The sequence below is a fragment of the Phaeobacter sp. JH204B genome, assembly GCF_048055755.1.
Lineage (GTDB): Bacteria > Pseudomonadota > Alphaproteobacteria > Rhodobacterales > Rhodobacteraceae > Phaeobacter > Phaeobacter bryozoorum.
Map to the genome: position 1 here is coordinate 148,726 of NZ_JAYMXF010000033.1, position 23,629 is coordinate 172,354.

Genomic DNA, 23,629 nt, shown 5'->3' on the forward strand with positions numbered 1-23,629 from the left:
GCGATAGGCTGAGATATCTTTCCATCCGAAGGCCCTCAGGCTATCCCTTCCGACATGACCCATCTGACCGCGCTTTATCAGCAGAAAATCGACGCAGGCATGTTGAAGCCCGACCCTGCGCAGGAGGCCGTGCTTCCCCATTTCGACCGCATCGCCGCGGGCCTGAAAGCCCCGCCGGTGAAACGCGGCCTCTTTCGCAAGGCCAGCTATCAGGCGGTGAAGGGCCTTTATCTCTGGGGTGGGGTCGGACGGGGCAAGTCGATGCTCATGGATCTGTTTGTCGACAGCCTTGATGACGTTCCATCGCGGCGCGTACACTTTCACGCCTTCATGCAGGAAATCCACGGCAAAATGCACGAAGCGCGCCAGCAGGGGGTCGAAGACGCGCTGGCACCCGTTGCGGCAGAGGTGGCGGGGTCGGTCCGGCTGCTGGCCTTCGACGAGATGCAGATCAGCGATATCACCGATGCAATGATTGTCGGCCGCCTGTTCGAGGCGCTGTTCGCCGCTGGTGTAACGGTGATCACAACGTCAAACAGGGTGCCGGATGATCTCTATAAGAACGGGTTGAACCGGCAGCTGTTCCTGCCCTTCATCGACCTGATCAAGCAGCAGATGCAGGTCCATGAAATGGTCAGCCCGGTCGATTATCGTCAGGATCGTCTGACTGGGGCACAGGTCTATTTCTCACCAGTGAATGCCGAGGCAAACGCCAAGATTCGCGAAATCTGGGAGGATCTCTCCGGCGGCCCGGCCCTTCCCCTGACGCTGGAGGTCAAAGGGCGAGACGTAACGCTGCCCGCCTTCCGCAACGGTGTCGCTCGGGCCGGATTTTATGATCTCTGCGGCAAAATGCTGGGTCCCGGCGACTACCTGGCCATCGCCGAGGTGGTCAAGGTTCTGGTGCTTGAGGATATTCCCCGTCTCAGCCGCAACAACTTCAATGAAGCCAAGCGTTTTGTGACACTGATTGATGCGCTTTACGAGGCAGGGGTGCGCCTCATCTGCTCAGCCGCTGCTGAGCCGGAAATGCTCTATGTCGAGGGGGAAGGCACATTTGAATTCGAGCGCACAGCCTCCCGGCTGCGTGAGATGCAGGACCGGGACTGGGGACGCGAGGGCTGAGAGCAACAAGGGGGCGCTGCCCCCTCGAAAGCACGGCTTTCTCACCCCCGGAGTATTTTTGGAAAGATGACGGGCAGCACTGGCACCGATCACCGGCGCCGTCAGTCGTCAGTCGTCAGCCGTTTTCGCGCAGAATGTGACCGGCCAGATAGAGCGAGCCGCAGATCAGCACTCGTGCCTGCGGGTCCTCGGCGACAATCGCCTCCAGCGCTGCCATAGTGCTGTCTGCCGTGTCGGCCTCGATACCCACGGATTTGGCCGCGGCCTCGGTTTCTTCGGCGCTCAGCGTGTTCACCTCATCGGGGATCGAAATCGCGGTGAGACTCGCCACATGCGCTGCCAGTGGTGCCATGTAGCCGCGCACGTCCTTAGTGTTCAGCATACCGCAGATCAGATGCGTGGGGCGCTCCGGCAGCTTGGCCAGCACATCTGCAAGCGCCACGCCCGCCGCGGCGTTATGACCGCCGTCCAGCCAGAGTTCGGCCTCCGGCGCGGCCTCGATCAGCGGGCCGGTTTTGAGCCGTTGCATCCGGGCGGGCCATTCGGCGTTCGCCATCGCCGCCTCGCAAGCCGCCTCATCGGCGCCCAGATGGCGTAGCGCCGCCAGTGCGGCGCCGGCGTTCTGGACCTGATGCGCGCCAAGCAGGACCGGAAGCGGCAAATCCAGCAGGCCGTTCTCGTCCTGAAACACCAGCCGCCCGCGCTCTTCCCAGACATGCCAGTGCTGGCCATAGGCGATCAGCGGCGCGCCAAGACGGGCGGCGGTGGCCTCGATCACCTCCATGGCCTCCTCGGGCTGCGGGCCAACCACAACCGGTATCCCGCGCTTGATGATGCCGGCTTTCTCGCCTGCGATCTTCGCCAGCGTGTTGCCCAGGAACTGCTCATGGTCAATCGAAACCGGGGTGATCACCGACACCTTGGGCGTGATCACATTGGTCGCATCCAGACGCCCACCCAGGCCCACCTCCAGCAACGTGTAATCAGCAGGCCTGCGGGAAAAGGCGAGAATCCCCGCCACCGTTGTTATCTCGAAATAGGTAATGTTCTCGCCGCCGTTCCTGGCGTAGCACTCATCCAGGACCTCGGTCAGATGCGCCTCGGAGATCAGTTCCCCCGCCAGTCGGATCCGCTCATGAAAGCGCGCCAGATGCGGCGAGGTATAGGCATGAACGCTCTTTCCCATCCCCTCCAGCCCGGCCCGGATCATCGCCTGGGTCGAGCCCTTGCCATTGGTGCCGGCCAGATGGATCACCGGCGGCAGCTTGTCCTGCGGATTGTCCAGCGCTTCCAGCAGCCGCCAGACCCGGTCCAGCGTCAGGTCGATGATCTTGGGATGCAGCGCCATCATGCGGGCAAGGATCGCGTCGGAGGTCTGGGTCATTCTACAGCTCACTGGCGTTGGTACAGGCGGAAAGATGTGCAAACGGCCCACCCGAAGAACGAGCGGGCCGCAACATCAGAGATTATCAGGATCAGCCGCCTGAGGCCGGTGCATCTGCGGCACCCTTGGTGTCGTTCCCGGCCTGCTCGCTGGCATCCGGGGCGGGCAGGTCGCCGACAATCTGCGGCGGCAGGCCCAGCAGCATGCGGGTGATGGTGATCAGCTCGTCACGCATCTCTGTGCGCGGGGTCACCCGGTCCAACATGCCGTGATCCAGAAGGTATTCGGCGCGCTGAAAGCCCTCAGGCAGTTTCTCGCGAATGGTCTGTTCGATCACCCGGGGGCCAGCAAAACAGATCAGCGCATTGGGTTCGGAGATATGGACATCCCCCAGCATCGCGTAAGAGGCTGTCACACCACCGGTCGTCGGATGGGTCAGCACGACGATATAGGGCAGCCCCGCCTCTTTCAGCATCTGCACCGCAACGGTGGTCCGCGGCATCTGCATCAGCGCCAGGATGCCCTCCTGCATGCGTGCGCCTCCGGCGGCGGAGAATAGCACCAGCGGGCGTTTCAGCTTCACGGCTTCCTGAGCGGCCGCGATGATCGCATTGCCTACGAACATGCCCATGGAGCCGCCCATGAAGGAGAAATCCTGTGCCGCAGCGATGATCGGCGTCCGGCCGATTTCACCGGCAGCCACCAGCATCGCCTCTTTCTCCGCGGTCTTCTTCTGCGCCGCTTTCATCCGGTCGGGATAACGTTTCTGATCACGGAACTTGAGCGGGTCGGCCAGAGGTTCAGGCACTTTGACTTCGGTGAAGACGCCGCCATCAAACAGCGCCAGAAACCGGTCGCGTGGCGTGATGTGCATGTGGTGTCCGCAATTGTTGCAGACATTCAGATTGTCGCTCAGCTCGCGGTGAAACAGCATGGTGCCGCATTCGTCGCATTTGCGCCAGAGGTTCTCGGGAACTTCGCGGCGCGAGAAGATCGAATTGATCCGCGGCCGGACGTAGTTGGTGATCCAGTTCATAAGCCATGCCTTTGTAGGGGCGGTTTGGACCTTCAAATAAGGCCCCGCGCGTCTAAATGCAATCAGCGCCGGATGGCAAGCCGCGCAACCAACCAGCAGAAGCCCACAACCGCGAGATCCAGCCAGAGCATTTGCCGCATGACAACGGGATCCGACAGCTCAAACGGGACCAGATATAGCGCCAATCCCGACAGGCTGGTGGGCGATCCGAACAAGAGGATAGCAATGATATTATTGGCAAAATGTACTGCGATTGCGGGGCCCAGCGTGCCCGCCCGGGCGGTCAGATCCGCCATCAGCAGTCCAAACGCCCCCGCCCAGAGCGCAATGAAGGGCGCATTCACCCCGGCATCGGCCGGCACATAGTGACCAGCAGCAAAGAGGATCGACGGCACCAGAAGCCAGACCAGCGGATGAGAAAACCGCGCCGCAAGCGCCTGCTGGAGATACCCCCGGAACAGGATTTCCTCGGCGCTGACCTGCACGAATATCGCCATCAGCGCGAATGGTAGCAACAGCAGCCATTGCGCTGGTGGCAGGTTCGGCACCAGATCCGACATTACACCGCCGTCCAGCCCGCCCGGCAGGACCAACCACAGAACGGCAAGCCCCATCATCAGGACCATCAGTCGAACGCCGGTCCGGCAGAACTGTCGCAAGGTCTGCGGTATCGGGCCGATCAGGCTGGTCAGGCCGCGTCGGTGCAACAGGCGCAGCACGCAGGCAACAGCCACGGTCACGGATAAGAAGCTGCCCAGCAGCACCAGCATGGCCACAGGCGAGCCCCCGGTCGGCAAATCACTCACCCAATCACCCGGCGCGACAGCAATCAGCAGCTGGACAGCGACATTGGTCATCGCGTAGCTGAGTACTGCCACGAGCAGCATACCAAGCAGCAGCCGCCAGATCTGCGGGCTGCGCCGGGCCGGATCGACCAGTTGCGCATGGGCAGCATAGGCCGCCATTGTGGGATCAATGGACATTGCCGCTATGCTCCTCCGCAAGTGTATTGGTCGCAGCCGCCGCTGGTGATTGGCTGCCTGCAACGTTCTGATCCGCCGCGCGGACAACACCCGCAACCTGCACCAGATGCCGTGAGACCGTTTCGAGCAGCTGCACGGCCACGCCCGCATCCGCCTCGATCACGGCACGGTACTCTTCGGCGCCAATCCTGAGAAAACGGCAATCTTCCACCGCAATCAGGTCCAATTGCCGTGTGTCGCGCAGGATAACAGCCAGATCACCGATCAACCGCCCCGGCTCAACCCGGGAAATCGGCGTGGTCTCCGGCGTTCGATCGGGCCAGTACAGTTCCGCTGTACCGGTCAGGCAGAGAAACACCGCATCGCCGCTCTCTCCAAATCGGAACACGTAATCGCCCTTGGCCACATCATGCCAGCGCGCCGAGAAGGCCAACAGACGCTGGTTCCGCGCATCCAGTTTCGAGAACAGATCTGTGCTTTGAATAAGCTCCAGCCGTTTGCCAAGGTCGTTTCGCGCAGCATTCTCCATCGGGTCGGTCAATCCGCCTTCCACCCCGTCGATGCGCCCGTTCTGAATTTTCACAAAAATATCATAGCGTTCGGGGTGATTGAATTGATCTTCCAGAAACAGCATCGTGGTATTTGGCATCAGCTCAGCAAGGCGCTCGCGTGATTTCAGCCGACTGGCGCTGTCATGACTCGCCAGCGCGCGATCCAGGATCAGGACATCAGGCCGTTTGATCGCTGCACGGGTAAAGGCCGCGCGCTCCTGAAACACCGGCTCCAGCGCCGCGCCGCCCAGACCTGCCGGCAGATCATAGAGAATAAGCGCCAGCCGCTTGCGCAGACCGTGTTCCTCCAGCACGTCGGCGACCAGATCCTCAACCTGTTTCGCCTTTGCTCCCGCGCCCAGCGACAGCCGCCCGTATAGAAGATTCTCCAACACGGTGAGACGCGGAAGATAGGCGTCGGGCGAGATCGAAATAAAGAGATCGCCCAATTGCGCCTGCAGGGTCTGCGCCATATCACGCCGCATCGTCAGGATCTGCTGCTTGAAGCGTTCCGGGAACGCGGTGCCGATCTGCTCTTCGGAAATCAGAAACGGAACCGATGCAAGCAGACCCCGCTCATCCTCCCGCAATCCCAGCACACCCAGAGTCTTCTGCCGGTCGGCAACCTCAGCGATACGTTGATAGAGCGCCTCGTCCAGCCCCAGCCGCTTGAACAGCGGATGGTCGGTATCAGCCAGACCAAAGGTCTGCCGCAGTGTTTCCATAACCCCGAGGCCAAAAGCGATCACATCCTGCTGCAAGCCATTGTCACGCAGCGCACTGATAATCGGCCCATCTTCGGCAATCAGCTCTTCCGGGGCGATGGCGCGCGTGGGCGCGGCAAACAGGATATTGCCGCCCAGCGGCACCGCCGGGTTGAAACTGCCCGGGTCGAAACGGTGCACGACGTCAGACAGCCCGGCACGCTCCAGCCGTTCAGCAACCAGAGCTCGCAGCCCGATGATCTGCTGGACCAGCCCCAGATGCGGTCCGATCTGAAAACGCGTGTGCAGGGTGCGTCGAAACAGCTGCTCATCAATGCCCATCGCCTCAACCAGCTGGAACCACCAATCGCGCAGCTCGCTTTCCGATCCGAGCCCGGCCAGCGCCGGATTGATCCAATCCGCCGTCAGCGGGTCGGGGCTGTTACCCGCACGGCAGGCTTCGGTCAGCGCCCGGTTTTTGCCGCGCGCCTCGGTGTGGGCTGGCATGTGAGGTTGATCACGCAGCGGCATCAGCACATTGTCCCCGAGCGATCCGTCAAATAGGTAGGGCCGCGAATAGGCATAGCCGACGCGCGTCGCGATCACGCCTTGGTGCAGCTGATCCAGCCGATGGCCTGCAATGGTCACCGTACCTCGAAACGGCATCACCTCACGCGTCAGCAATGCGGCAAAAGCTGCGCGTTCGGCCTCGCTGCCGCTCTGGATCGCGACACGTCCCCCGGCGGGAATGGTCAGCGACAGATCTTCAAGCACCATATTGCCATCGGCGTCCTTCACCGAAACATTGCGCAGCTCAATCTCCCCGCGCAGATGGGGAATATCGGCGGGCACACCGTCGATCAGCGTCTCCGGGATCATCCCCTTGGGCGAGAAACGATCGGTCATGATCGACCAGCGCAGGCTCATATCCTGCACCTGATTATAATAGGTCAGCAACTCCCGCCACGGCGCGGAAAGGTCCTTGTAAGCTGCCAGCGCCGCCACCAGAGCGCCCACTGTGATATCGCCGCGGATCGCCAGCACCCCTCCGGCGGAATAGAACACAAAAGGCGTCAGATGGCCGATCATGTTGTTGAGGAACTTCATGAAGTATTTCTTGCTGTAGATGCGTCGCCGAATATCGAACAGTCGCCCCAAACGCGTCGAAATCTGCGCCAGCCGGTAGCGTCGTCCGCCATTGATCCGCAGATCGCTGATCCCGGCCGCCGTTTCACCGATCTCGGCCGAGAAAGCCCGCACCTCCTGGATACGATCCTTGTTCAGCAGGTTGATCTGCCGTTGCAGCATCGGGATGAGCCAGGCCTGTAGCGGGATCAATGCGATGGACGCGAGACCGAACCACAGACTCTGCATGAACAGGAACACGACGATCGTCAGCATCTGCCCGGCCTGAAACACCGGCTGGGCGACGGCATCCCCCATCAGCCCGCCCATCGGCTCCGACTCCGAGGTGATCATCGACACAAGTTCACCTTGGCTCGTGGTGCGGAAATAGGGCGTGGGAAAGCGCATCATCCGGTTGATCAGCGTATAGCGCAGACGTCGCAGCAGTCGCTCCGCCACAACCCCCTTCATGGTATTGAGACGCATCTTCAGCAGCCCGCTGATCAGAACCGCAGCAAGGAACCCAAAACAGAGCAGCAGCAGGTAATCGACCTGGCCAATCTCCTGGCCCAGTACCTCAACCTGATCCATCGGTGCCCCGATGGCGTCATTGATGATCCGCTTGGGCAGTTCCAACGCAGCGTAGAGAAAGGGGAATGTGACCATGGTCAGCGCCAACAGACCTATCTGCTGGCGCCGTGAATAGGTCCAGATGAATGAAAACAGGGTGGATTGCATCCCCTGCTCCTCTTACGTGTCGGAAGGTGTCAGCGCGAAATCGCCTGCTGGCTCTGCAGCGGTCAGACCCTAATCACTGCCCCCTGACATTACAAGGCAACACCCGGCCGACTTTTGCGTGGGCTGCTTGCGACAGAGGCGCCCCCGGACTATTCCGGAATCGAGCAAGACAACGACAGGCAGAGACCACCGTGACCATCATAAGCGACGGAAAAATAGTATCTATTTCTGATGGAACGCAGTCAGAGGCACAAACGGAAAACGGGTATCGGTCCGCTCAACCCCGGCTATCCGGTTGTTGCTTTTCTACCGCGATTGCACAGTGGCTTTGCGATGGCGCACACACGACGTTGCAGGTGACCGGCTGCCACCGACTGTATCGGCGTGCTCTGACCCTGCTTGCCGCCGCCGCTCTGGCCGCCTGCACCGCCGATTCAGGTCTCTCGCTGGTGGGGGCCACGACTGAGCCGCAGCCCGGGGATATCACCCGGATGAGCTTTGCCAGTGACACCATTCATCTGGTGCCACCAGCCGGCTTCTGCATCGATCCCCGCATGACGGGCCATCGCGCCGAAGGTGGGTTTGCCATCGTCGTTCCCTGTTCCAGTCTGCGTCCCGGCCCCGCCAGTCGCAACCGCGCCTTGATCACCGTCGCTGTCGGACCCGCTGGCCCAGCGGATGCGGCATTGACCAGCGCTGATCTGTTAAAGACAGCACCCGGCGCCCGGCTGGTCGCTGAGCGCAACGACATGATGCTGCCGCTGGTCAAGCTGAACATGCCGGACCACCGCGCTCGTGGCGCCAGCCCCGTGCACTGGCGCGGCGCCTTCGTGCTGAACGACCAACTGGTGGCCGTTGCGCTCTACGCGCCCAGCGGCAGCCGCAACCTTGGTCGACGCGGCGCACAATTGCTGAACGAACTGACCGCAAAAACGCTCGAAGCATCGGTGACTGCCGATCTTGATCCCGCTACCGATGGTATCACCCGGTGATATCCACGCCAGACCGGCGGGCGCGATGACACGGCGACGGGAGCTGCCAAGCACCAACCATCCAAACGGATTTCCGCTTCCGAGTTTGTCAGCGGTCACCGCTTTGGCTAGGGTCGAAGAAAACAATGAAACGCTGCTGCTTTGCCGCATCGCCGAAAAGCATGACTCGCAGGACAGGATATTGAGCCAATGGGCAGGACAATAGAAAAACTGCTGTTCGCGCGCGTTCTCAGGCGTTGGCGTCGGCTGGCACAGCAGGCGTCGAAAATGCCCCTCAGCCGTCTGAGGGAACAACGCAATCGCGCCCGAACCCTGCGCCTGCATCTGGACCGGCTCATTCACATCGCCGAAGGTCGGCTGGCGCTGCCGCAGGTGGGCTCGAACGCTTTTCCCCGCCCTCACGGCACCGACTGGGGCTGGCGGCCCGAACTGTGGCGTGGCCCGCTGCCGGTTCCCGGTGCCTCGGCCGTCGCCAGCAAAACACGGCTCGGCGGCGAGGTGGAGCTGTTTCACGACTGCACCGTTTCCGAACTCACCCTGCGCCAGCTGCGCAACAACCGCGAGGAAGACCTCGCCCCTTATGGTGTGCGTCTGGATGTGTTCGGGTTTGACGGCTCGTTCCTGTCTCTGGTCATCGAGTTGCCGCAAGACGTCACCGCAGGGCTGAACCGTGACCATCTGCTGCGGGTGGACTGCACGCTTGAGACGGAAAAACCGATCGAGATCTTTGCCCGGCTCAATATCAAACACGGCCCGAATACTGAACAGATGGTGCGGGAACTGCCGATGGGCGACAAACGCACCCATGTGGAATACGACCTAGCCTATGCTGAGTTGAACGAAAAACGGGTCGAGCGGCTTTGGCTGGAGCTGATCTTTGAAGCCCCGGAAATGAACCAGGTGACCCTGCGCGATGTCACTCTGTCGCGCAGTCGCCGCGCCAGCCTGTAACCCACATTCGAAAGGCCGGACATGAGCCAACTGACATTGACCAAAATTCGTTTTCGCGAGGGGCTCTGGGAAGGCCGGATCACGGGGTCCGGTCACAGCGCCTCCGCCCCGCTGATTGAGGTCCGGCACCTGGATCGCCCGGTTCGCGATGTTGCCCTGACCGAAAGCGACACCGCAGGCGAATGGTCGCTGACAATCCCGATCCCAACCGAAGCGATCGCCGACGGGGTGCAGAGTTTTGTGATCTACGACCTCAAGAGCGATGCCAAACTCGGCGATTTCACCCTGATCTGCGGTGAACTCACGGGCGATGACCTGCGAGTCGAGGTCGAGCTTTTGCGCGCCGAACTGGACATGCTGAAACGCGCCTTTCGCCGCCACTGCGTCGAAACGCAATAACCGCGTCACGCCGGGCTGGGCTAACTTATCGTCTCTAACACGGGCCCCGTTGCCTGCAGCCAACAGCGCGACTGCTTTAATACGCGTCTCAGCTGCGCGACGTCGTCAGCGCCAGGAACACGTCTTCCAGATCCGCCTCCTCGGTCTTCACATCGCGGATGGAGATCCCTGCGGCGCGCACCGCTGAGAGCACCTCCTCGGCGCTGGTTGCGTTGCCATGATAGCGCAGGATCACTGCCCCATCGCCGCGCAACTCCGATGTGATCCCCTTACCGGCTGGCAGTTCCGTCACCGCCGCCGCCGGATGCACCACCATCGCCTTGGCGTCCAGACGCCCCAGCAGATTTGCGGTGGTGTCGCGGGCAACCAGCTCGCCCTGGTTGATGATTGCGATCTCATCACACATTTCCTCGGCCTCTTCGAGGTAATGGGTCGTCAGGATGATTGTCATGCCCTGCGCGTTCAGCTTGCGGATGTTCTCCCACAGCATCTGGCGCAATTCGATATCCACGCCTGCTGTCGGCTCATCCAGCACCAGAATATTCGGATGATGCACCAGCGCCTTGCCCAGCAACAGCCGCCGCTGCATTCCACCGGACAGGGTTCGCGCATAGGCATGTGCCTTGTCCTCAAGCCCGACCATACGCAGGATCTCATCGCTGCGCCGCTCGGATTTTGGCACACCATACAGCCCGGCCTGCACTTCCAAGGCGCCACGTGGACTGAAAAACGGATCAAGATTCAGCTCCTGCGGCATCACCCCGATAGCCGCCCGGGACTGACGCGGATTTTCATCCTGGTCAAAGCCCCAGATCGTGACCTTGCCTGCGGTTTTCAGAACCAACCCGGCCAGGATGTTGATCATCGTGGATTTGCCGGCACCGTTGGGACCAAGAAGACCAAACACAGAGCCACGCGGAATGCTCAGATCCACACCTTTCAGCGCGGCTTTCGCGGGTTGCCCCCTGCGGCCCTTGTAGGTTTTTTGCAAACCTTCAATACGGATTGCGTCCTCTGTCATCGCGGCTCTTGCCCCCGGTTTTCCCTTGGCTCATAAAAGCCCCTAAACGATAACCAAGAGGACCGCCAGAGATGACCATCGAAGCGCCGGAAACCAAGATCGTGGACAGCTACCGCGTCGCCTGCGACGGCAGCGAAGGTGCGCTGGGACATCCGCGGGTCTACCTGCAAATCCCCGAAGCCGAAGGCTTTGTCGAATGCCCCTATTGCGACTGCAAGTTTGTCCATAAGGATGCAGCACAGAACCAGGCGTAACCGCCTGAAAAAAATCACAAGATTGGAAACGCCGCCGGAACGGGCGGCGTTTTGCGTTTATGCCAACACCTGCGCCAGCTCGTGAAAAGTGCGACGAGGTTGAGGCGAATTTTAGTGATCAAGACGGCGTCGATCCGGTCGCGGTAGCGGATTCTTTACGATGATGATGCACAGGATAGAAGGTATATCTGCTGCTACCGGAGACTGTGATGTACAGCGTCGTTCAATGCATTACGCAAGAACACAGCCTCGGCCTTGTGACCGTGGCTGCGCTTGTCTGCGTCATCGGATCCTGTCTTTCCGTCCTGATGACACAGCGGCTCGGTCAGACCGTCGGTAATCGCAAAATCGTCCAGCTGGTGCTGACCAGCCTGATCAGCGGCGGCACCGTCTGGACCACCCATTTCATCGCCATGCTTGCTTTTGATCCCGGATATGTCCATGGATATGATCCGCTGATCACGGCACTGTCCCTGGGTGCAGCCGTTGTCGGTATGCTGATGTCAAACGGTGTCTACGCCATTGCACATTCGACCAATCACCGCGTTGCGGCCAGCGGCGCGATGTTTGGCCTCAGCGTCTCGACCATGCATTATCTCGGGATGAGCGGCTATCTACTGCCAGGAGAGATCGTCTGGCAGACCACACCGCTCATATCCTCCATTCTGCTGGGCACGGTGTTCGGAATGGCGACCTATCAGTATCTCACCCGGTTCAACACCGGACGGCATTGGCTTGTTGCCGTCGCCCTGATGACGCTGACGATCTGTACCATGCACTTTACCGGCATGTCGGCCATCACCGTACAGCTCAGCCCACTGTATTCCGTCCCGCCCGAGGTGATCTCGGATGCGACACTTGGCCTGTTTGTTCTGGGTACGATGACGATCATCCTGGTGATCGGCTTTGCGGCGCTCAGCATCGAAACAAACGTCGAAAGCGAGGCCCGCGACCAGCTGCAGCACGCCGCCCTGCACGATCCCCTGACCGGACTGCCCAACCGGATGTCCCTGACGCGCAAGATGGCCAGCCTGACCGACTTGCTGGCGCGCGACGAGACCGAACGCGTTGCCGTGCTGACCCTTGATCTCAATCTGTTTAAGGAAATCAACGATCTTTATGGTCACGCAGCCGGGGATGCTGTTCTGATGACCGTAGCCGACCGGCTGAATAGCGTTCTGGAGAAAGATGAATATATCGCGCGCGTCGGCGGCGACGAATTTGTCGCTCTAAAGCAAGGGTTTCGCCGGGTCGATCAGGCCATGGCCTTTGCCGAGCGGCTGCACGCCTTGACCGTCGAGCCGGTGGATTTTGACAACACATCGGCGATCGTCGGTGTCGCCATCGGTGTTGCCACCAGCCTGGAAGACGGCCGCGACCTGCGCGATCTGCTGCATAAGTCGGATGTGGCCATGTATCGTGCCAAATCGGACGCAGACCGGCACATATGCCTGTTCAATGCGCAGATGGAAAAACACAACCGCGACCGTCTGGAACTGGTCAACGATCTGCGGCAGGCCTGCATCGCGGGCAATCAGTTCGAACTGGCCTATCAGCTGCAGAACGATCTGCGCTCTCTCGCTCCCATCGGGTTCGAGGTTCTCCTGCGCTGGAACCACCCGGAGAAAGGCCGCATTCCCCCCGACACCTTCATTCCCATCGCCGAGGAAACCGGGCTGATCCGCGAAATCGGCCTTTGGGTTCTGCGCACGGCCTGCCGTGAGGCAAGTGGTTGGCCCGAGCAATTCAACATCGCGGTCAACGTGGCGCCACAGCAGCTAATGCAGCCCTCTTTCGTCGAACATGTCTCCGACATCCTGCTGGAAACCGGCCTTGCTGCTGAACGTCTGGAACTGGAAATCACCGAGGCCAGCATTATCGACGATCAGGTCCATACCCTGAAGGTCATGCAACAGCTGAAAAACATGGGCCTACGGATCGCCATGGATGATTTTGGCACCGGCTACTCGTCGCTCGCGATGCTGCAAACCTTCCCCTTTGACAAGATCAAGATCGACCGCAGCTTCGTACAGGACGTACACAAAAACGATCAACGGGCGGCAATTGTCCGATCCACCCTGCTCCTGGGCGCTGCGCTCAATATCCCGGTCCTGGCCGAGGGTGTCGAGGTAGAGGATGAATTGCAGTTCCTGCGCACCGAGAAATGCGCCTCCGTACAGGGGTTTTACTTTGGCCGACCAATGGCACGGGACGAAATGCGCCTGATCGTCGAGGCGAACAAACAGGCAAAAACAGCCTGACGCCAGCCGACATCAAAAAGGCCGAGAATGGGCAATTGCTCTCCCTCCGCTGATCACCGATAACGGGGGCCAACGCGCAACACCCGGAGCATCGGCCATGACCACCGCATCTTTTGGCAAGGGCTGCCATCTGCACCTGATCGACGGATCGGCATTCATTTTCCGCGCTTACCACGCGCTGCCGCCCCTCACCCGCAAGTCCGACGGCCTGCCAATCGGGGCGGTTGCCGGTTTCTGCAACATGCTTCAGCGCTATGTTGAGGGCAATGGTGGTCCCGATGCACCAACCCATGTTGCGGTGATCTTTGACAAGGGGTCGCATACCTTCCGCAACGATCTCTATGATCAATACAAAGCCAACCGCGAGGCCATGCCCGAGGATCTGCGGCCGCAGATTCCATTGACCCGCACCGCGACCGAAGCCTTCAACATCGCCTGCAAGGAACAGGAAGGTTTCGAGGCCGATGACATCATCGCCACCCTCGCCTGCCAGGCCCGCGACGCCGGTGGCCGCGTGACCATCATCTCCTCCGACAAGGATCTGATGCAGCTCGTCGGTGGCGGTGTTGAAATGCTGGATGCGATGAAAAACAAGCGGATCGACAGCGATGGCGTTGTCGAGAAATTCGGGGTTGGCCCGGACCGTGTAGTGGACGTGCAGGCGCTGGCGGGCGACTCGGTCGACAATGTGCCCGGCGCACCCGGGATCGGGATCAAGACCGCCGCACTGCTGATCAACGAATACGGCTCCCTGGAAGAGCTGCTGGACCGCGCAGAAGAGATCAAACAACCCAAGCGCCGACAGACCCTGATCGAAAATCGCGAGCAGATCGAACTGTCCAAAAGACTGGTTCAGCTGGACAGCAACATGACGCTGGATTTCACTCTGGATGACCTAGAGGTGCGCGATCCGGACGCCGATCACCTGCTGGCCTTCCTCGCCGAAATGGAATTCCGCACCCTGTCCAAACGCATCGCGGACCAGCTTGGTAAGGAACCACCCACAATCACGGACGCCCCGGCCAAAGATACCGCGGCAACGGACGCTCCGACCGTAACCGACCTGCCGTTTGACAGCGCGTCATATGAATGCGTCCGCGATGCCGAGGCGTTAAAGAGGTGGATTGCCCGGATCCGCGAACGCGGCTGGGTCGCTGTTGATACGGAAACCACCGGCTTTGATGAAATGGTGGTGGATCTGGTTGGCATTTCACTCTGCGTGGAGCCGGGGACCGCCTGCTATATCCCGCTCACCCATAAATCCGGCAATAGCGACGATCTGTTTGGCTCGGACGAGCTGGCGGAGGGGCAGATGCCTTTGCAGGAGGCGCTCGATCTGCTGAAACCGCTGCTTGAGGACGACAGCATCCTCAAGATCGGCCAGAACATGAAATATGACGCCAAGATCTTTGCCCGCCGTGGCATTGATGTGGCGCCGATCGACGATACAATGCTGATGTCTTATGCCATGCACGCAGGTCAGCACGGGCACGGTATGGACACGCTGTCAGAGCGTTACCTGAACCACACGCCGATCCCGATCAAACCGCTGCTGGGCAGTGGAAAATCCGCGATCACCTTCGACCGTGTGCCCATTGGCGATGCGGTCGCCTATGCCGCGGAAGACGCCGATATCACCCTGCGCCTCTGGCAGCTGTTCAAACCGCAATTGCACCGGTCAGCGGTCACCACGGTCTATGAAACGCTGGAACGCCCGCTGGTGCCGGTGCTCGCCCGGATGGAGCGCGAAGGCATCAAGGTCGATCGTGATACGCTGTCCCGCATGTCGAACGCCTTTGCCCAGAAAATGGCCGGGCTGGAGGCGGAAATTCACCAGTTGGCAGGCCAGGAATTCAACGTCGGATCCCCCAAGCAGCTGGGGGAAATCCTGTTTGACAAACTCGGTCTGGAAGGCGGCAAAAAGGGCAAGACCGGCGCCTATGCCACCGGTGCCGATATCCTGGAGGATCTCGCGACGGAACACGCCTTGCCTGGTCTGGTGCTGGATTGGCGCCAGCTGAGCAAGCTCAAATCGACCTATACCGACGCGCTTCAGGATCACATAAATGCGGAAACCGGGCGCGTGCACACCTCCTACGTGCAGACCGGTGCCAACACTGGCCGCCTGGCCTCAACCGATCCCAACCTCCAGAATATCCCGGTCCGGTCCGAGGAAGGGCGCCGCATCCGCGAAGCCTTCGTGCCCGAGGATGGCAATGTCCTGCTGTCGCTTGACTACAGCCAGATCGAATTGCGCATCCTGGCCCATGTCGCCGGGATCGATACGCTGAAGCAGGCCTTTGCAGAAGGTCAGGACATCCATGCGCTCACCGCGTCCGAGATGTTCAACGTGCCGCTGGATGAAATGACCCCCGAAATCCGCCGTCAGGCCAAAGCGATCAACTTTGGCGTGATTTACGGGATCTCCGGCTTTGGTCTGGCCCGCAATCTGCGCATCCCGCGCGCCGAGGCGCAGGGCTTCATCGATCGCTATTTCGAGCGGTTCCCCGGCATTCGCCGCTACATGGATGACACCGTCGCCTTTGCCAAGGAACACGGCCATGTCCAGACCCTGTTCGGGCGCAAGATCCATACTCCGGAAATCTCCGCCAAGGGACCACGTGCAGGTTTTGCCAAACGCGCGGCGATCAATGCACCGATACAGGGCACGGCTGCGGATGTGATCCGCCGCGCCATGATCCGTATGCCCGCCGCAATCGCCCATCTGCCCGCGCGGATGCTGCTACAGGTGCATGACGAATTGCTGTTCGAAGTGCCCGAGGCCGCTGTCGACGACACCATCGAAACCGCGCGCAGGGTGATGGAAACCGCCGCAGATCCGGCCGTGCATCTCGACGTGAAGCTGGTAGTGGACGCAGGCAAAGGGCGGAACTGGGCCGAAGCTCACTAGCTTTGGCCGAGGCTTGATGCCAAAGATCCGGGCCGCTTTCAAAACCTGACCGAAGCGGATCGGATCGGACGCCCGCCTCGCATTTCAGCGGCACGCCATGCCTTAGGCATGGCGCCCGGCCCAACGGGAAGAATAGCATCCATGATGCTGTGATGACGGGCGGGAGCGCTTGCTCGGTCAGGACATTGTCGGAGGGGCTTCGCTTAGCGATCCTGCCGGGGAGAGGAAACCGTACCCTTGCTGGCTTCCTGCGGCGGCTTCACCATCCATGCCACCATGCGGCGCACGGCGGGTGCAACAACCAGCACCACGCCAAAGGCCACCGGCCAGCCAAAACTCCAGGCAGCCATCCAAAGTCCCGGCGCTTCGGAACTCAGGCCCACCGCCTTCAGCGTGGCCACCCCGGTGACGATACACGACATGATACCCGACAGGATCAGACCAAATAGGATGGGGGCAAAACGCGCAGGCAGCATGGACGTCTCCAGATCACGACTTACTGCCTTATGCCCCGCGCTCAGTCACATTTCAATTCACGAATATGTATTCCTGTCCCGCTGGACGTTTGGCCGCAGAGGCCGCAGCCCTCCCTCCACACCTGCCAAGCCTCAGGGTACGCCAGCCCCCCCTCACGGGTTCGGCCCGCTCTCACCCCATCCAGGCCAGACTGTCCTCTGTCCGCTTGGTACTGGGGGTGTATTCCGCGCTGACCCAACCTCCATAGCCGCTCTCGTCGATGGCCGCGAACAGCTGCTCAAAATCGACCGGCCCGGTTCCCGGTTCGCAACGCCCCGGCGCCGCACCGATCTGTACATGGACAGCCCGGTTACCAAAGGCCTCCCAGACCTTCACCGCATCGCCGTGGATCAACTGCGCATGGTAGGCGTCGTATTGCAGTCCCACGTTCTTGCGATCCACCGCCTCCAGCACCTCTACGGCGAGATTGTAGTCATCCAGAAAATACCCCGGCTGATCACCGCTGTTCAGCGGCTCGATGGTGAACTGCTGGCCCGGCGCATAGTCGGCCGCCCATTGCAGATTGCGGATCAGCGTTTCCTTGGCGACATCCCCTTTTGCGTAGCCGGCCATGATGTGGATCATTCCGGGCCGCAACACCTCCGCATAGCGCAGCACCCGCCGAATATCGCGCTGAAAGCGATCCGACCCCATCGGCAGCGCGGCATAGCCCGGCATCCCGCCTGTATAATTTGGCGGCGGCGCATTGATCAGCAGCAGTTCCAGACCATTGGCCAGCAGGGCGCGCTGGGTTTCCTTCGCAGCCAGCTCATAGGGAAACAGGATTTCCACCGCCTCAAATCCGGCCCGCGCCGCCGCCGGAAAACGATCCAGATAGGGCAATTCGGCAAACAGCAATGAAATATTGGCCGCAAACTTCGGCATCGAAAACCTCCTTTGGAGCCACCCCCGATTGGCGGCCAAACAGACATGCTCCGGGCAAAAGTCACCAAAGGCTCGTCCCGGCCCCCGCCGGTTGCGCCATTGATCGGCCCGTTTTTGCACGCCCCCAATCTGCCCCATATCTCCGCCGATTTTGAGCGGGTTTTCACAAGAATTTTCGGTAATTTAACAATATACTCAAGCGGGTCAGCGACTTCCTGCCGCTGCCCTTTGCCACCGGCAAACCCCTGCCGACGAGCGCCGGGTCGGATGCGCCGTGGTCAGCCCTCCGGCAAATCAGCCGACGGGATCATCCCAAAAAACTCGCCGCCCGACCACAGCCCGAACCAGCCGTCCCGGTGGCATCCCAGCTCGACCAGCCGATAAAAGCTCTTGCGATCAATCAAGGCCTCCAGCCCGGCACGCACCATCACATAGGGCGAGGGCTCGCCGGTTGCATCGTCTCTTACCACACGAATCTTATGCGCAGGCCCGGCTTCGACCCTGTCGCCGACATGTGTCTCGAACCGCAGAATCTGCGCGGCGCCGTCGCCCTCGACCTCGAAATCCACCGCAACGAAAGGCGCATCCTCGACCGTGATGCCCACTTTCTCGACCGGGGTCACCAGAAAGTATTTGCCGTCTTCCAGCTTCAGAATGGAGGAAAACAGCTTCACCAGTTCAAACCGGCCAATCGGCGTGCCAAGGTAGAACCAGGTGCCATCACGGGCGATCCGCATGTCTAGATCGCCGCAAAACGGCGGATTCCACAGATGTACCGGCGGCAACCCGCCTTTGCTCGCCGTCTTGGCAGCGGCCGCCAGCCCCTCGGCACTGGGCGGTTCTGATCCTGTTTCAGGGGATTTGCTGCCGGAAGTCACGGGATTTTGTCCGCTCATTGCTTTTGCCATTTTCTCTCAACGCGATACAGTAACACTATATATTCGCCGTGAAGGGAAAGTCATGTCCGAACCCGACGATCTGCTGGCCGAGATTGAAGCGCTTGAAGACAAGCTGACACAGGCCAGATCCTCTATCACCCGGCGCTTTATCGGTCAGGAAAGAGTGGTTGATCTCACTCTGAGCACGCTGCTGTGCGGTGGTCATGGGCTGTTAATCGGCCTGCCCGGGCTGGGCAAGACCCGGCTGGTCGAAACCCTGTCCACCGTTATGGGGCTGGCCGGCAACCGGGTGCAGTTCACCCCGGACCTGATGCCTGCCGATATTCTGGGCTCCGAGGTCCTGGACACCGCCAGCGATGGCAGCCGCGCCTTTCGCTTTGTGCCGGGGCCGGTGTTCTGCCAGCTGCTGATGGCCGATGAGATCAACCGCGCCAGCCCACGAACACAATCGGCACTGTTGCAGGCGATGCAGGAGCGTATGGTGACCGTGGCGGGCGCCGACCGACCACTGGGGATGCCCTTCCACGTGCTGGCCACCCAGAACCCCATCGAACAGGAGGGCACCTATCCGCTGCCCGAAGCCCAGCTGGACCGTTTCCTGTTCCAGATTGATGTCCCCTATCCGACGCGGCAGACCGAACGCGATATCCTGCTGGCCACAACTGGGGTTGAGGAAGGCAGCGCCTACCAGGTCTTCACCGCCGATGAACTGATGGCCGCGCAGACTCTGCTGCGCCGGATGCCCGTCGGTGACGGCGTGGTCGAACTGATTCTCGATCTCGTGCGCGCCTTCCGCCCGGATGATCCGGCGGCCTCCGAACAGGTGCAGCAAACCGTTGCCTGGGGGCCCGGACCACGGGCTGCTCAGGCGCTGATGCTGGCGGTGCGCGCCCGCGCCCTGCTCGAGGGGCGCCTCGCTCCCAATGCCGACGACGTGCTGGATATGGCCCAGCCCGTACTCAGCCACCGGATGGCGCTGAACTTCGCCGCGCGTGCCCGTGGCGAGAACCTGAGCGCTCTTATCACAAGCACAGCCGAGGCGATGGCCCGGCCCGGTGTCGCCGCGTGACACAGCCGCGCGCCCTTCAGCCGGCCCGGCCGACCGGCAGCGCGCTCCAGCCGGCAGCGGCGGATCTGCGCCACCGCGCCGAAAGTGCCGCCAGCCGATTTCCGCCGCTCCTGGTGCAGGCGCAACAACTGGCCGGATCTGTGCTGATTGGCGAACACGGTCGCCGCCGTGCGGGGCTGGGCGATGATTTCTGGCAATATCGCCCGGTTCAGGCCGGTGACAGCCGCCGCATGATCGACCACCGGCGCTCGGCCAAGGGCGATCAGCAATTCGTACGCGAGCGGGAATGGCAGATTGCGCAGACGGTGCATCTCTGGGTCGATCAGGGGGCGTCGATGCGCTTTGCCTCCGGCAGTGCCCTGCCGCAGAAAATTGACCGGGCGCGGCTATTGGGGCTGGCGACGTCGGTGATGATGCTACGTGGCGGCGAACGGGTCGGTCTGACCGGTGGGCATCTGCCACCCCGGCGCGGCAATACCCAGATCCTGCGACTGGCCGAGTATCTGAGCAGGGACGACGCCACGGATTATGCCCCGCCGGAAGATCGCGCCATGCAACCCAACGCGCGGGTTCTGTTCCTGTCGGATTTTCTGGGCCCCTTCGCGCCACTGGAACAGGCGCTGTCCAAGGCCGCGGATCGCGGCGTGCACGGCGTGCTGATGCAGGTGCTTGATCCGGCAGAGGAGGAGTTCCCCTTTGACGGGCGCACGATATTCGAAAGCATCGGCGGCGGTCTGCGGCACGAAACCCTGAAGGCAGGCGCGCTTAGGCAACGCTACCTTGATCGCCTGGCCGAACGGCGCGACGCATTGGAGCACCTCTGCCGCGTGGCAGGCTGGCGCCTCGGCACCCATCACACCGGCGACAGCGCACAGGCGGCCCTGATGTGGCTGTACCATGCCATGGAAAGATCCGGCACATGACAACGATTGCGGGCATCGGCTTCACGGCCCCCTGGTTGCTTCTGGCACTCCTGGCACTGCCGTTGCTCTGGCTGCTGCTGCGGGCAGTCCCGCCTGCCCCGCGCAAACGCCTGTTTCCGGCGGTCACACTGCTGCTGGGGTTGCGCGACGATGACAGTCTTTCGGACCGGACCCCATGGTGGCTGCTCTTACTGCGGCTGATGGCGGTGGCAGCGGCCATCGTTGGTCTGGCCGGGCCTGTGCTCAACCCAAGCACCGCACCCTCGGGCCGCGGCCCGCTGCTGATGGTGCTTGATGGCAGCTGGGCCGGCGCCCCGGAATGGGAGCGCACCCGCGAGGAGATCGACCGCCTCCTGGCCGAGGCCGGACGTGCCGATCGGCCCGTAGCCGTGCTGCGGCTCACCGCACCGCAGCCCCCGCAGTTCCAAAGCGCAGTCAGCTGGCGCCGACAGCTGATCGGCGAAACGCCACAGGCCTGGCAACCCTCGCAAGACCAGCTCACGACGGCACAGGCGCAGATAGCAGCAGTTGACGGGGGCTTTGACAGCCTGTGGTTCAGTGACGGCTTGGACTATCCGGGTCGCGATGCGTTGATGGCGACGCTGCGCCAGCGCGGCGAGTTGACCGTCTATCAACATCCCACCCCAAGGCTGGCCCTGCGTCCGGTGGTCTATGTCGACGGCGCGATGGAAATCACGGTCACTCGCAGCCACACCCAGATCACCCCCGGCAGTGACCAGACCGTCACCGTGCTTGCCCGTGGGCCGGATCCGGGCGGCACCATGCGGACTCTGGGCGCGGCGACGGTGGATTTTGCCGATACAGATACCGCTGCCGCCAATGGGCTTGAAGCCACCGCCCGCCTGTCCCTGCCCGCTGAGCTGCGCGCACGTATCCGGCTCTTCGAACTGCAGGGTCACCGCAGCGCAGGGGCTATATCGCTTACCGATGACGGTCTGCGCCGCCGCGAGGTGGCGCTGATCTCCAGCCAGAGCGGCAACGAAGGCCTCGCCCTGCTGTCGCCCCTGCACTATCTGCGCAAGGCGCTGGCGCCAAACGCAGACCTGCTGGAAGGCGGGCTGAACGATCTCTTGCCTGCCAACCCGGATGTGATCGTCCTGGCCGATACCGCACGTCTGCCCCCCGATCAGGAGGCAGCGGTGGTGGACTGGGTCAACAAAGGCGGATTGCTCCTGCGGTTTGCCGGTCCCCGGCTGGCCGCCAGCGATACTGCCCGCACCGACGAAGAGCCGCTGCTGCCCGTGCGCCTGCGGATCGGAGGCCGCAGCATTGGCGGCGCCATGAGCTGGGGCGAGCCCAAGACGCTGGCCACCTTTGCCGAAGGCTCTCCTTTCTTCGGGCTGACCATCCCCGAGGACGTCACCGTCAGTTCACAGGTGGTCGCACAACCCGATCCCAGCCTTGCGGAGCGGGTGATTGCGGAACTCTCCGATGGGACGCCGCTGGTGACACGCAAACCGCTCGGCAATGGTCAGATCGTGCTCTTCCATGTCACCGCCAATGCGGAATGGAGCACCCTGCCGCTCTCGGGCCTATTTGTGCAGATGATGGAGCGGCTGGCGGTTTCCTCCGGTGCCAAACCGGCCGAGGCTACGGATCTGGAGGGCACCACATGGGCGCCGCTTCAGGTGCTCGATGGCTTTGGTGACCTGTCGGATGCCGATGCCCTGCCCGGTGTCGCAGGGCCTGATCTGGTTGCCGCCCTGACCGGCCCCGGCCTGCAACCCGGGCTGTACCAGAACGGAGATCGGCGGATTGCCCGCAATGTCATGCGGGCCGAGGATCAGCTGACGCCAATTGGCTGGCCCGTCGGGCTGCCAATCCTTGGCTATGGTGGCACGCCGGAGCGCCCGCTTGGCGGCATCCTGATCAGCCTCTCCCTGCTGCTGCTGGCGCTCGACGTGATCGCCGCGCTGCTGCTGTCGGGATTACTGACGCGTCGGACACGACCGACCGCACCCAAGGCGCAAAACCTCGCATCGGCCCTGGTCCTCGCCACCTGTATCTGGGCCACCGGCTCCGGCAGCGACCTGCGCAGCCACGCCCAGGGCAACGCCTTGGTGATCGAGCAAACCGACAGCGCGGCCCGGTCCGACGCATCCGATCCCGCAGCAGACGCCCTCGCCGCAGACCGCGCGGCCGAGCTGACGCTGGCCCATGTGCTGACCGGCAACCCGCAGATTGACCAGCTGGCGCGCGACGGCTTGCAAGGGCTGTCCAACACATTGCGGTTCCGCACATCGGTTGAACCCTCTCCCCCCGCCGGCGTTGATCTGGAGCGCGACGAGCTGGCGTTCTACCCGCTGCTCTACTGGCCGGTGACCGCCAATCAGCCGCTGCCCTCGGGTACGGCCTACGACCGGCTCAACACCTATCTGCGCACCGGCGGGATGATCCTCTTTGACACCCGCGACGCCGACCTGACCCGCGCCGGAGCCAGCAGCCCGGCAGGGCGGCGCCTGCAACAACTGGCCCTGCGGCTGGACGTGCCGCCACTCGAACCGCTGCCCGCAGACCATGTGCTGACCCGCGCCTTCTATCTGCTACAGGATTTCCCCGGACGCCACAGCCGCGGCACGCTCTGGGTCGAAGCCGCGCCCGCCGATGCCCAGCAAGTGGAAGGCATCCCCTTCCGCAACCTCAATGATGGTGTCACACCGGTTGTCATCGGCGGCAACGACTGGGCTTCCGCCTGGGCCGTGGATGACAACGGCCGCCCTCTGCTGCCAGTGGGGCGCGGCTATACCGGCGAGCGTCAGCGCGAATTGGCCTACCGCTTTGGGGTCAATCTGGTCATGCATGTGCTCACTGGCAACTACAAATCCGATCAGGTGCATGTCCCCGCCCTGCTCGATCGGCTGGGGCAATGACATGAGGCTGG

Annotated in this window: 18 protein-coding genes; 10 read left to right on the forward strand and 8 right to left on the reverse strand. The window is 61.9% G+C overall.

Features of this window, described 5'->3' with window-relative positions:
• Nucleotides 1-54 precede the first annotated feature (54 nt).
• Nucleotides 55-1,125: a cell division protein ZapE gene (gene zapE, locus VXL81_RS19090; protein WP_416534556.1), complete on the forward strand. Its 1,071-nt coding sequence runs from the start codon at nt 55-57 to the stop codon at nt 1,123-1,125.
• Between the two features lie 115 nt (nt 1,126-1,240).
• Here zapE and VXL81_RS19095 read toward each other — a convergent pair whose 3' ends face one another.
• The 4 genes from VXL81_RS19095 to VXL81_RS19110 form a co-directional block, all read right to left on the reverse strand.
• On the reverse strand, nt 1,241-2,509 hold the full coding sequence (locus VXL81_RS19095; RefSeq protein WP_416555656.1) for a bifunctional folylpolyglutamate synthase/dihydrofolate synthase: 1,269 nt from the start codon (nt 2,507-2,509) through the stop codon (nt 1,241-1,243).
• Between the two features lie 91 nt (nt 2,510-2,600).
• Nucleotides 2,601-3,545, reverse strand: coding sequence for an acetyl-CoA carboxylase, carboxyltransferase subunit beta (accD, locus tag VXL81_RS19100; RefSeq protein WP_416555658.1), 945 nt, complete (start codon nt 3,543-3,545; stop codon nt 2,601-2,603).
• A 62-nt stretch (nt 3,546-3,607) separates the two neighbouring features.
• On the reverse strand, nt 3,608-4,528 hold the full coding sequence (locus VXL81_RS19105; RefSeq protein WP_416555660.1) for a CPBP family intramembrane glutamic endopeptidase: 921 nt from the start codon (nt 4,526-4,528) through the stop codon (nt 3,608-3,610).
• Nucleotides 4,518-7,646: an ABC transporter transmembrane domain-containing protein gene (locus VXL81_RS19110; protein ID WP_416555662.1), complete on the reverse strand. Its 3,129-nt coding sequence runs from the start codon at nt 7,644-7,646 to the stop codon at nt 4,518-4,520. Before VXL81_RS19110 ends, VXL81_RS19105 begins: the two co-directional genes overlap by 11 nt.
• Nucleotides 7,647-8,002: 356 nt before the next feature.
• On the opposite strand from VXL81_RS19110, the gene VXL81_RS19115 reads away from it, so the two are divergent.
• The 3 genes from VXL81_RS19115 (at nt 8,003) to VXL81_RS19125 (ending at nt 9,988) form a co-directional block, all read left to right on the forward strand.
• A complete protein-coding gene (locus VXL81_RS19115; protein WP_340546418.1) occupies nt 8,003-8,638 on the forward strand; it encodes a hypothetical protein in 636 nt (211 codons plus the stop codon).
• 189 nt (nt 8,639-8,827) lie between these two features.
• On the forward strand, nt 8,828-9,589 hold the full coding sequence (locus VXL81_RS19120; protein ID WP_340546417.1) for a DUF6478 family protein: 762 nt from the start codon (nt 8,828-8,830) through the stop codon (nt 9,587-9,589).
• A 21-nt stretch (nt 9,590-9,610) separates the two neighbouring features.
• Nucleotides 9,611-9,988 (forward strand): hypothetical protein, encoded by a 378-nt coding sequence (locus VXL81_RS19125; RefSeq protein ID WP_416555664.1) that lies wholly within the window; start codon nt 9,611-9,613, stop codon nt 9,986-9,988.
• Nucleotides 9,989-10,076: 88 nt separating this feature from the next.
• Here the strand turns inward: VXL81_RS19125 and VXL81_RS19130 are convergent, their stop codons facing one another.
• Nucleotides 10,077-11,009 (reverse strand): ABC transporter ATP-binding protein, encoded by a 933-nt coding sequence (locus VXL81_RS19130; RefSeq protein ID WP_340546415.1) that lies wholly within the window; start codon nt 11,007-11,009, stop codon nt 10,077-10,079.
• Between the two features lie 71 nt (nt 11,010-11,080).
• Here VXL81_RS19130 and VXL81_RS19135 point away from each other — a divergent pair, with 71 nt between their 5' ends.
• From VXL81_RS19135 to polA, 3 genes are all read left to right on the forward strand, one after another.
• Nucleotides 11,081-11,263 (forward strand): zinc-finger domain-containing protein, encoded by a 183-nt coding sequence (locus VXL81_RS19135; protein WP_340546414.1) that lies wholly within the window; start codon nt 11,081-11,083, stop codon nt 11,261-11,263.
• Nucleotides 11,264-11,472: 209 nt separating this feature from the next.
• Nucleotides 11,473-13,524 (forward strand): EAL domain-containing protein, encoded by a 2,052-nt coding sequence (locus VXL81_RS19140; RefSeq protein WP_416555666.1) that lies wholly within the window; start codon nt 11,473-11,475, stop codon nt 13,522-13,524.
• Nucleotides 13,525-13,621: 97 nt separating this feature from the next.
• Nucleotides 13,622-16,435 (forward strand): DNA polymerase I, encoded by a 2,814-nt coding sequence (gene polA / locus VXL81_RS19145; protein ID WP_416555668.1) that lies wholly within the window; start codon nt 13,622-13,624, stop codon nt 16,433-16,435.
• 203 nt (nt 16,436-16,638) lie between these two features.
• On the opposite strand, the gene VXL81_RS19150 is transcribed toward polA, so the two are convergent.
• The 3 genes from VXL81_RS19150 to VXL81_RS19160 all read right to left on the reverse strand — a co-directional run bounded on the left by VXL81_RS19150 (nt 16,639) and on the right by VXL81_RS19160 (nt 18,732).
• A complete protein-coding gene (locus VXL81_RS19150) occupies nt 16,639-16,911 on the reverse strand; it encodes a DUF2798 domain-containing protein (RefSeq protein ID WP_340546411.1) in 273 nt (90 codons plus the stop codon).
• Nucleotides 16,912-17,083: 172 nt separating this feature from the next.
• Entirely contained in the window at nt 17,084-17,836 is a 753-nt protein-coding gene (locus VXL81_RS19155) for a hydroxypyruvate isomerase family protein (protein WP_340546410.1), read from the reverse strand.
• Between the two features lie 278 nt (nt 17,837-18,114).
• The gene (locus VXL81_RS19160) at nt 18,115-18,732 is read right to left on the reverse strand and encodes a DUF1285 domain-containing protein (protein ID WP_416534564.1); all 618 of its coding nucleotides are present in this window, start codon (nt 18,730-18,732) and stop codon (nt 18,115-18,117) included.
• Nucleotides 18,733-18,796: 64 nt separating this feature from the next.
• On the opposite strand from VXL81_RS19160, the gene VXL81_RS19165 reads away from it, so the two are divergent.
• The 3 genes from VXL81_RS19165 to VXL81_RS19175 are packed head-to-tail and all read left to right on the forward strand — an operon-like array spanning nt 18,797 to nt 23,618.
• Nucleotides 18,797-19,804 carry an AAA family ATPase gene (locus tag VXL81_RS19165; protein ID WP_416534565.1) on the forward strand — a complete coding sequence of 336 codons (1,008 nt, stop codon included), beginning with the start codon at nt 18,797-18,799 and terminating at the stop codon, nt 19,802-19,804.
• Nucleotides 19,801-20,727: a DUF58 domain-containing protein gene (locus VXL81_RS19170; RefSeq protein WP_416555670.1), complete on the forward strand. Its 927-nt coding sequence runs from the start codon at nt 19,801-19,803 to the stop codon at nt 20,725-20,727. The genes VXL81_RS19165 and VXL81_RS19170 overlap by 4 nt, the downstream gene beginning before the upstream one ends.
• Nucleotides 20,724-23,618, forward strand: coding sequence for a DUF4159 domain-containing protein (locus VXL81_RS19175; protein WP_416555672.1), 2,895 nt, complete (start codon nt 20,724-20,726; stop codon nt 23,616-23,618). Before VXL81_RS19170 ends, VXL81_RS19175 begins: the two co-directional genes overlap by 4 nt.
• Nucleotides 23,619-23,629: the final 11 nt, after the last annotated feature.

What these genes read in the sequence shown, in the direction of transcription:
- zapE (WP_416534556.1), top strand. Translation starts at nt 55, where the DNA reads ATGACCCATCTGACCGCGCTTTATCAGCAGAAAATCGACGCAGGCATG.
- VXL81_RS19095 (WP_416555656.1), bottom strand. Translation starts at nt 2,509, where the DNA reads ATGACCCAGACCTCCGACGCGATCCTTGCCCGCATGATGGCGCTGCAT.
- accD (WP_416555658.1), bottom strand. Translation starts at nt 3,545, where the DNA reads ATGAACTGGATCACCAACTACGTCCGGCCGCGGATCAATTCGATCTTC.
- VXL81_RS19105 (WP_416555660.1), bottom strand. Translation starts at nt 4,528, where the DNA reads ATGTCCATTGATCCCACAATGGCGGCCTATGCTGCCCATGCGCAACTG.
- VXL81_RS19110 (WP_416555662.1), bottom strand. Translation starts at nt 7,646, where the DNA reads ATGCAATCCACCCTGTTTTCATTCATCTGGACCTATTCACGGCGCCAG.
- VXL81_RS19120 (WP_340546417.1), top strand. Translation starts at nt 8,828, where the DNA reads ATGGGCAGGACAATAGAAAAACTGCTGTTCGCGCGCGTTCTCAGGCGT.
- VXL81_RS19125 (WP_416555664.1), top strand. Translation starts at nt 9,611, where the DNA reads ATGAGCCAACTGACATTGACCAAAATTCGTTTTCGCGAGGGGCTCTGG.
- VXL81_RS19130 (WP_340546415.1), bottom strand. Translation starts at nt 11,009, where the DNA reads ATGACAGAGGACGCAATCCGTATTGAAGGTTTGCAAAAAACCTACAAG.
- VXL81_RS19135 (WP_340546414.1), top strand. Translation starts at nt 11,081, where the DNA reads ATGACCATCGAAGCGCCGGAAACCAAGATCGTGGACAGCTACCGCGTC.
- VXL81_RS19140 (WP_416555666.1), top strand. Translation starts at nt 11,473, where the DNA reads ATGTACAGCGTCGTTCAATGCATTACGCAAGAACACAGCCTCGGCCTT.
- polA (WP_416555668.1), top strand. Translation starts at nt 13,622, where the DNA reads ATGACCACCGCATCTTTTGGCAAGGGCTGCCATCTGCACCTGATCGAC.
- VXL81_RS19150 (WP_340546411.1), bottom strand. Translation starts at nt 16,911, where the DNA reads ATGCTGCCTGCGCGTTTTGCCCCCATCCTATTTGGTCTGATCCTGTCG.
- VXL81_RS19155 (WP_340546410.1), bottom strand. Translation starts at nt 17,836, where the DNA reads ATGCCGAAGTTTGCGGCCAATATTTCATTGCTGTTTGCCGAATTGCCC.
- VXL81_RS19160 (WP_416534564.1), bottom strand. Translation starts at nt 18,732, where the DNA reads ATGAGCGGACAAAATCCCGTGACTTCCGGCAGCAAATCCCCTGAAACA.
- VXL81_RS19165 (WP_416534565.1), top strand. Translation starts at nt 18,797, where the DNA reads ATGTCCGAACCCGACGATCTGCTGGCCGAGATTGAAGCGCTTGAAGAC.
- VXL81_RS19175 (WP_416555672.1), top strand. Translation starts at nt 20,724, where the DNA reads ATGACAACGATTGCGGGCATCGGCTTCACGGCCCCCTGGTTGCTTCTG.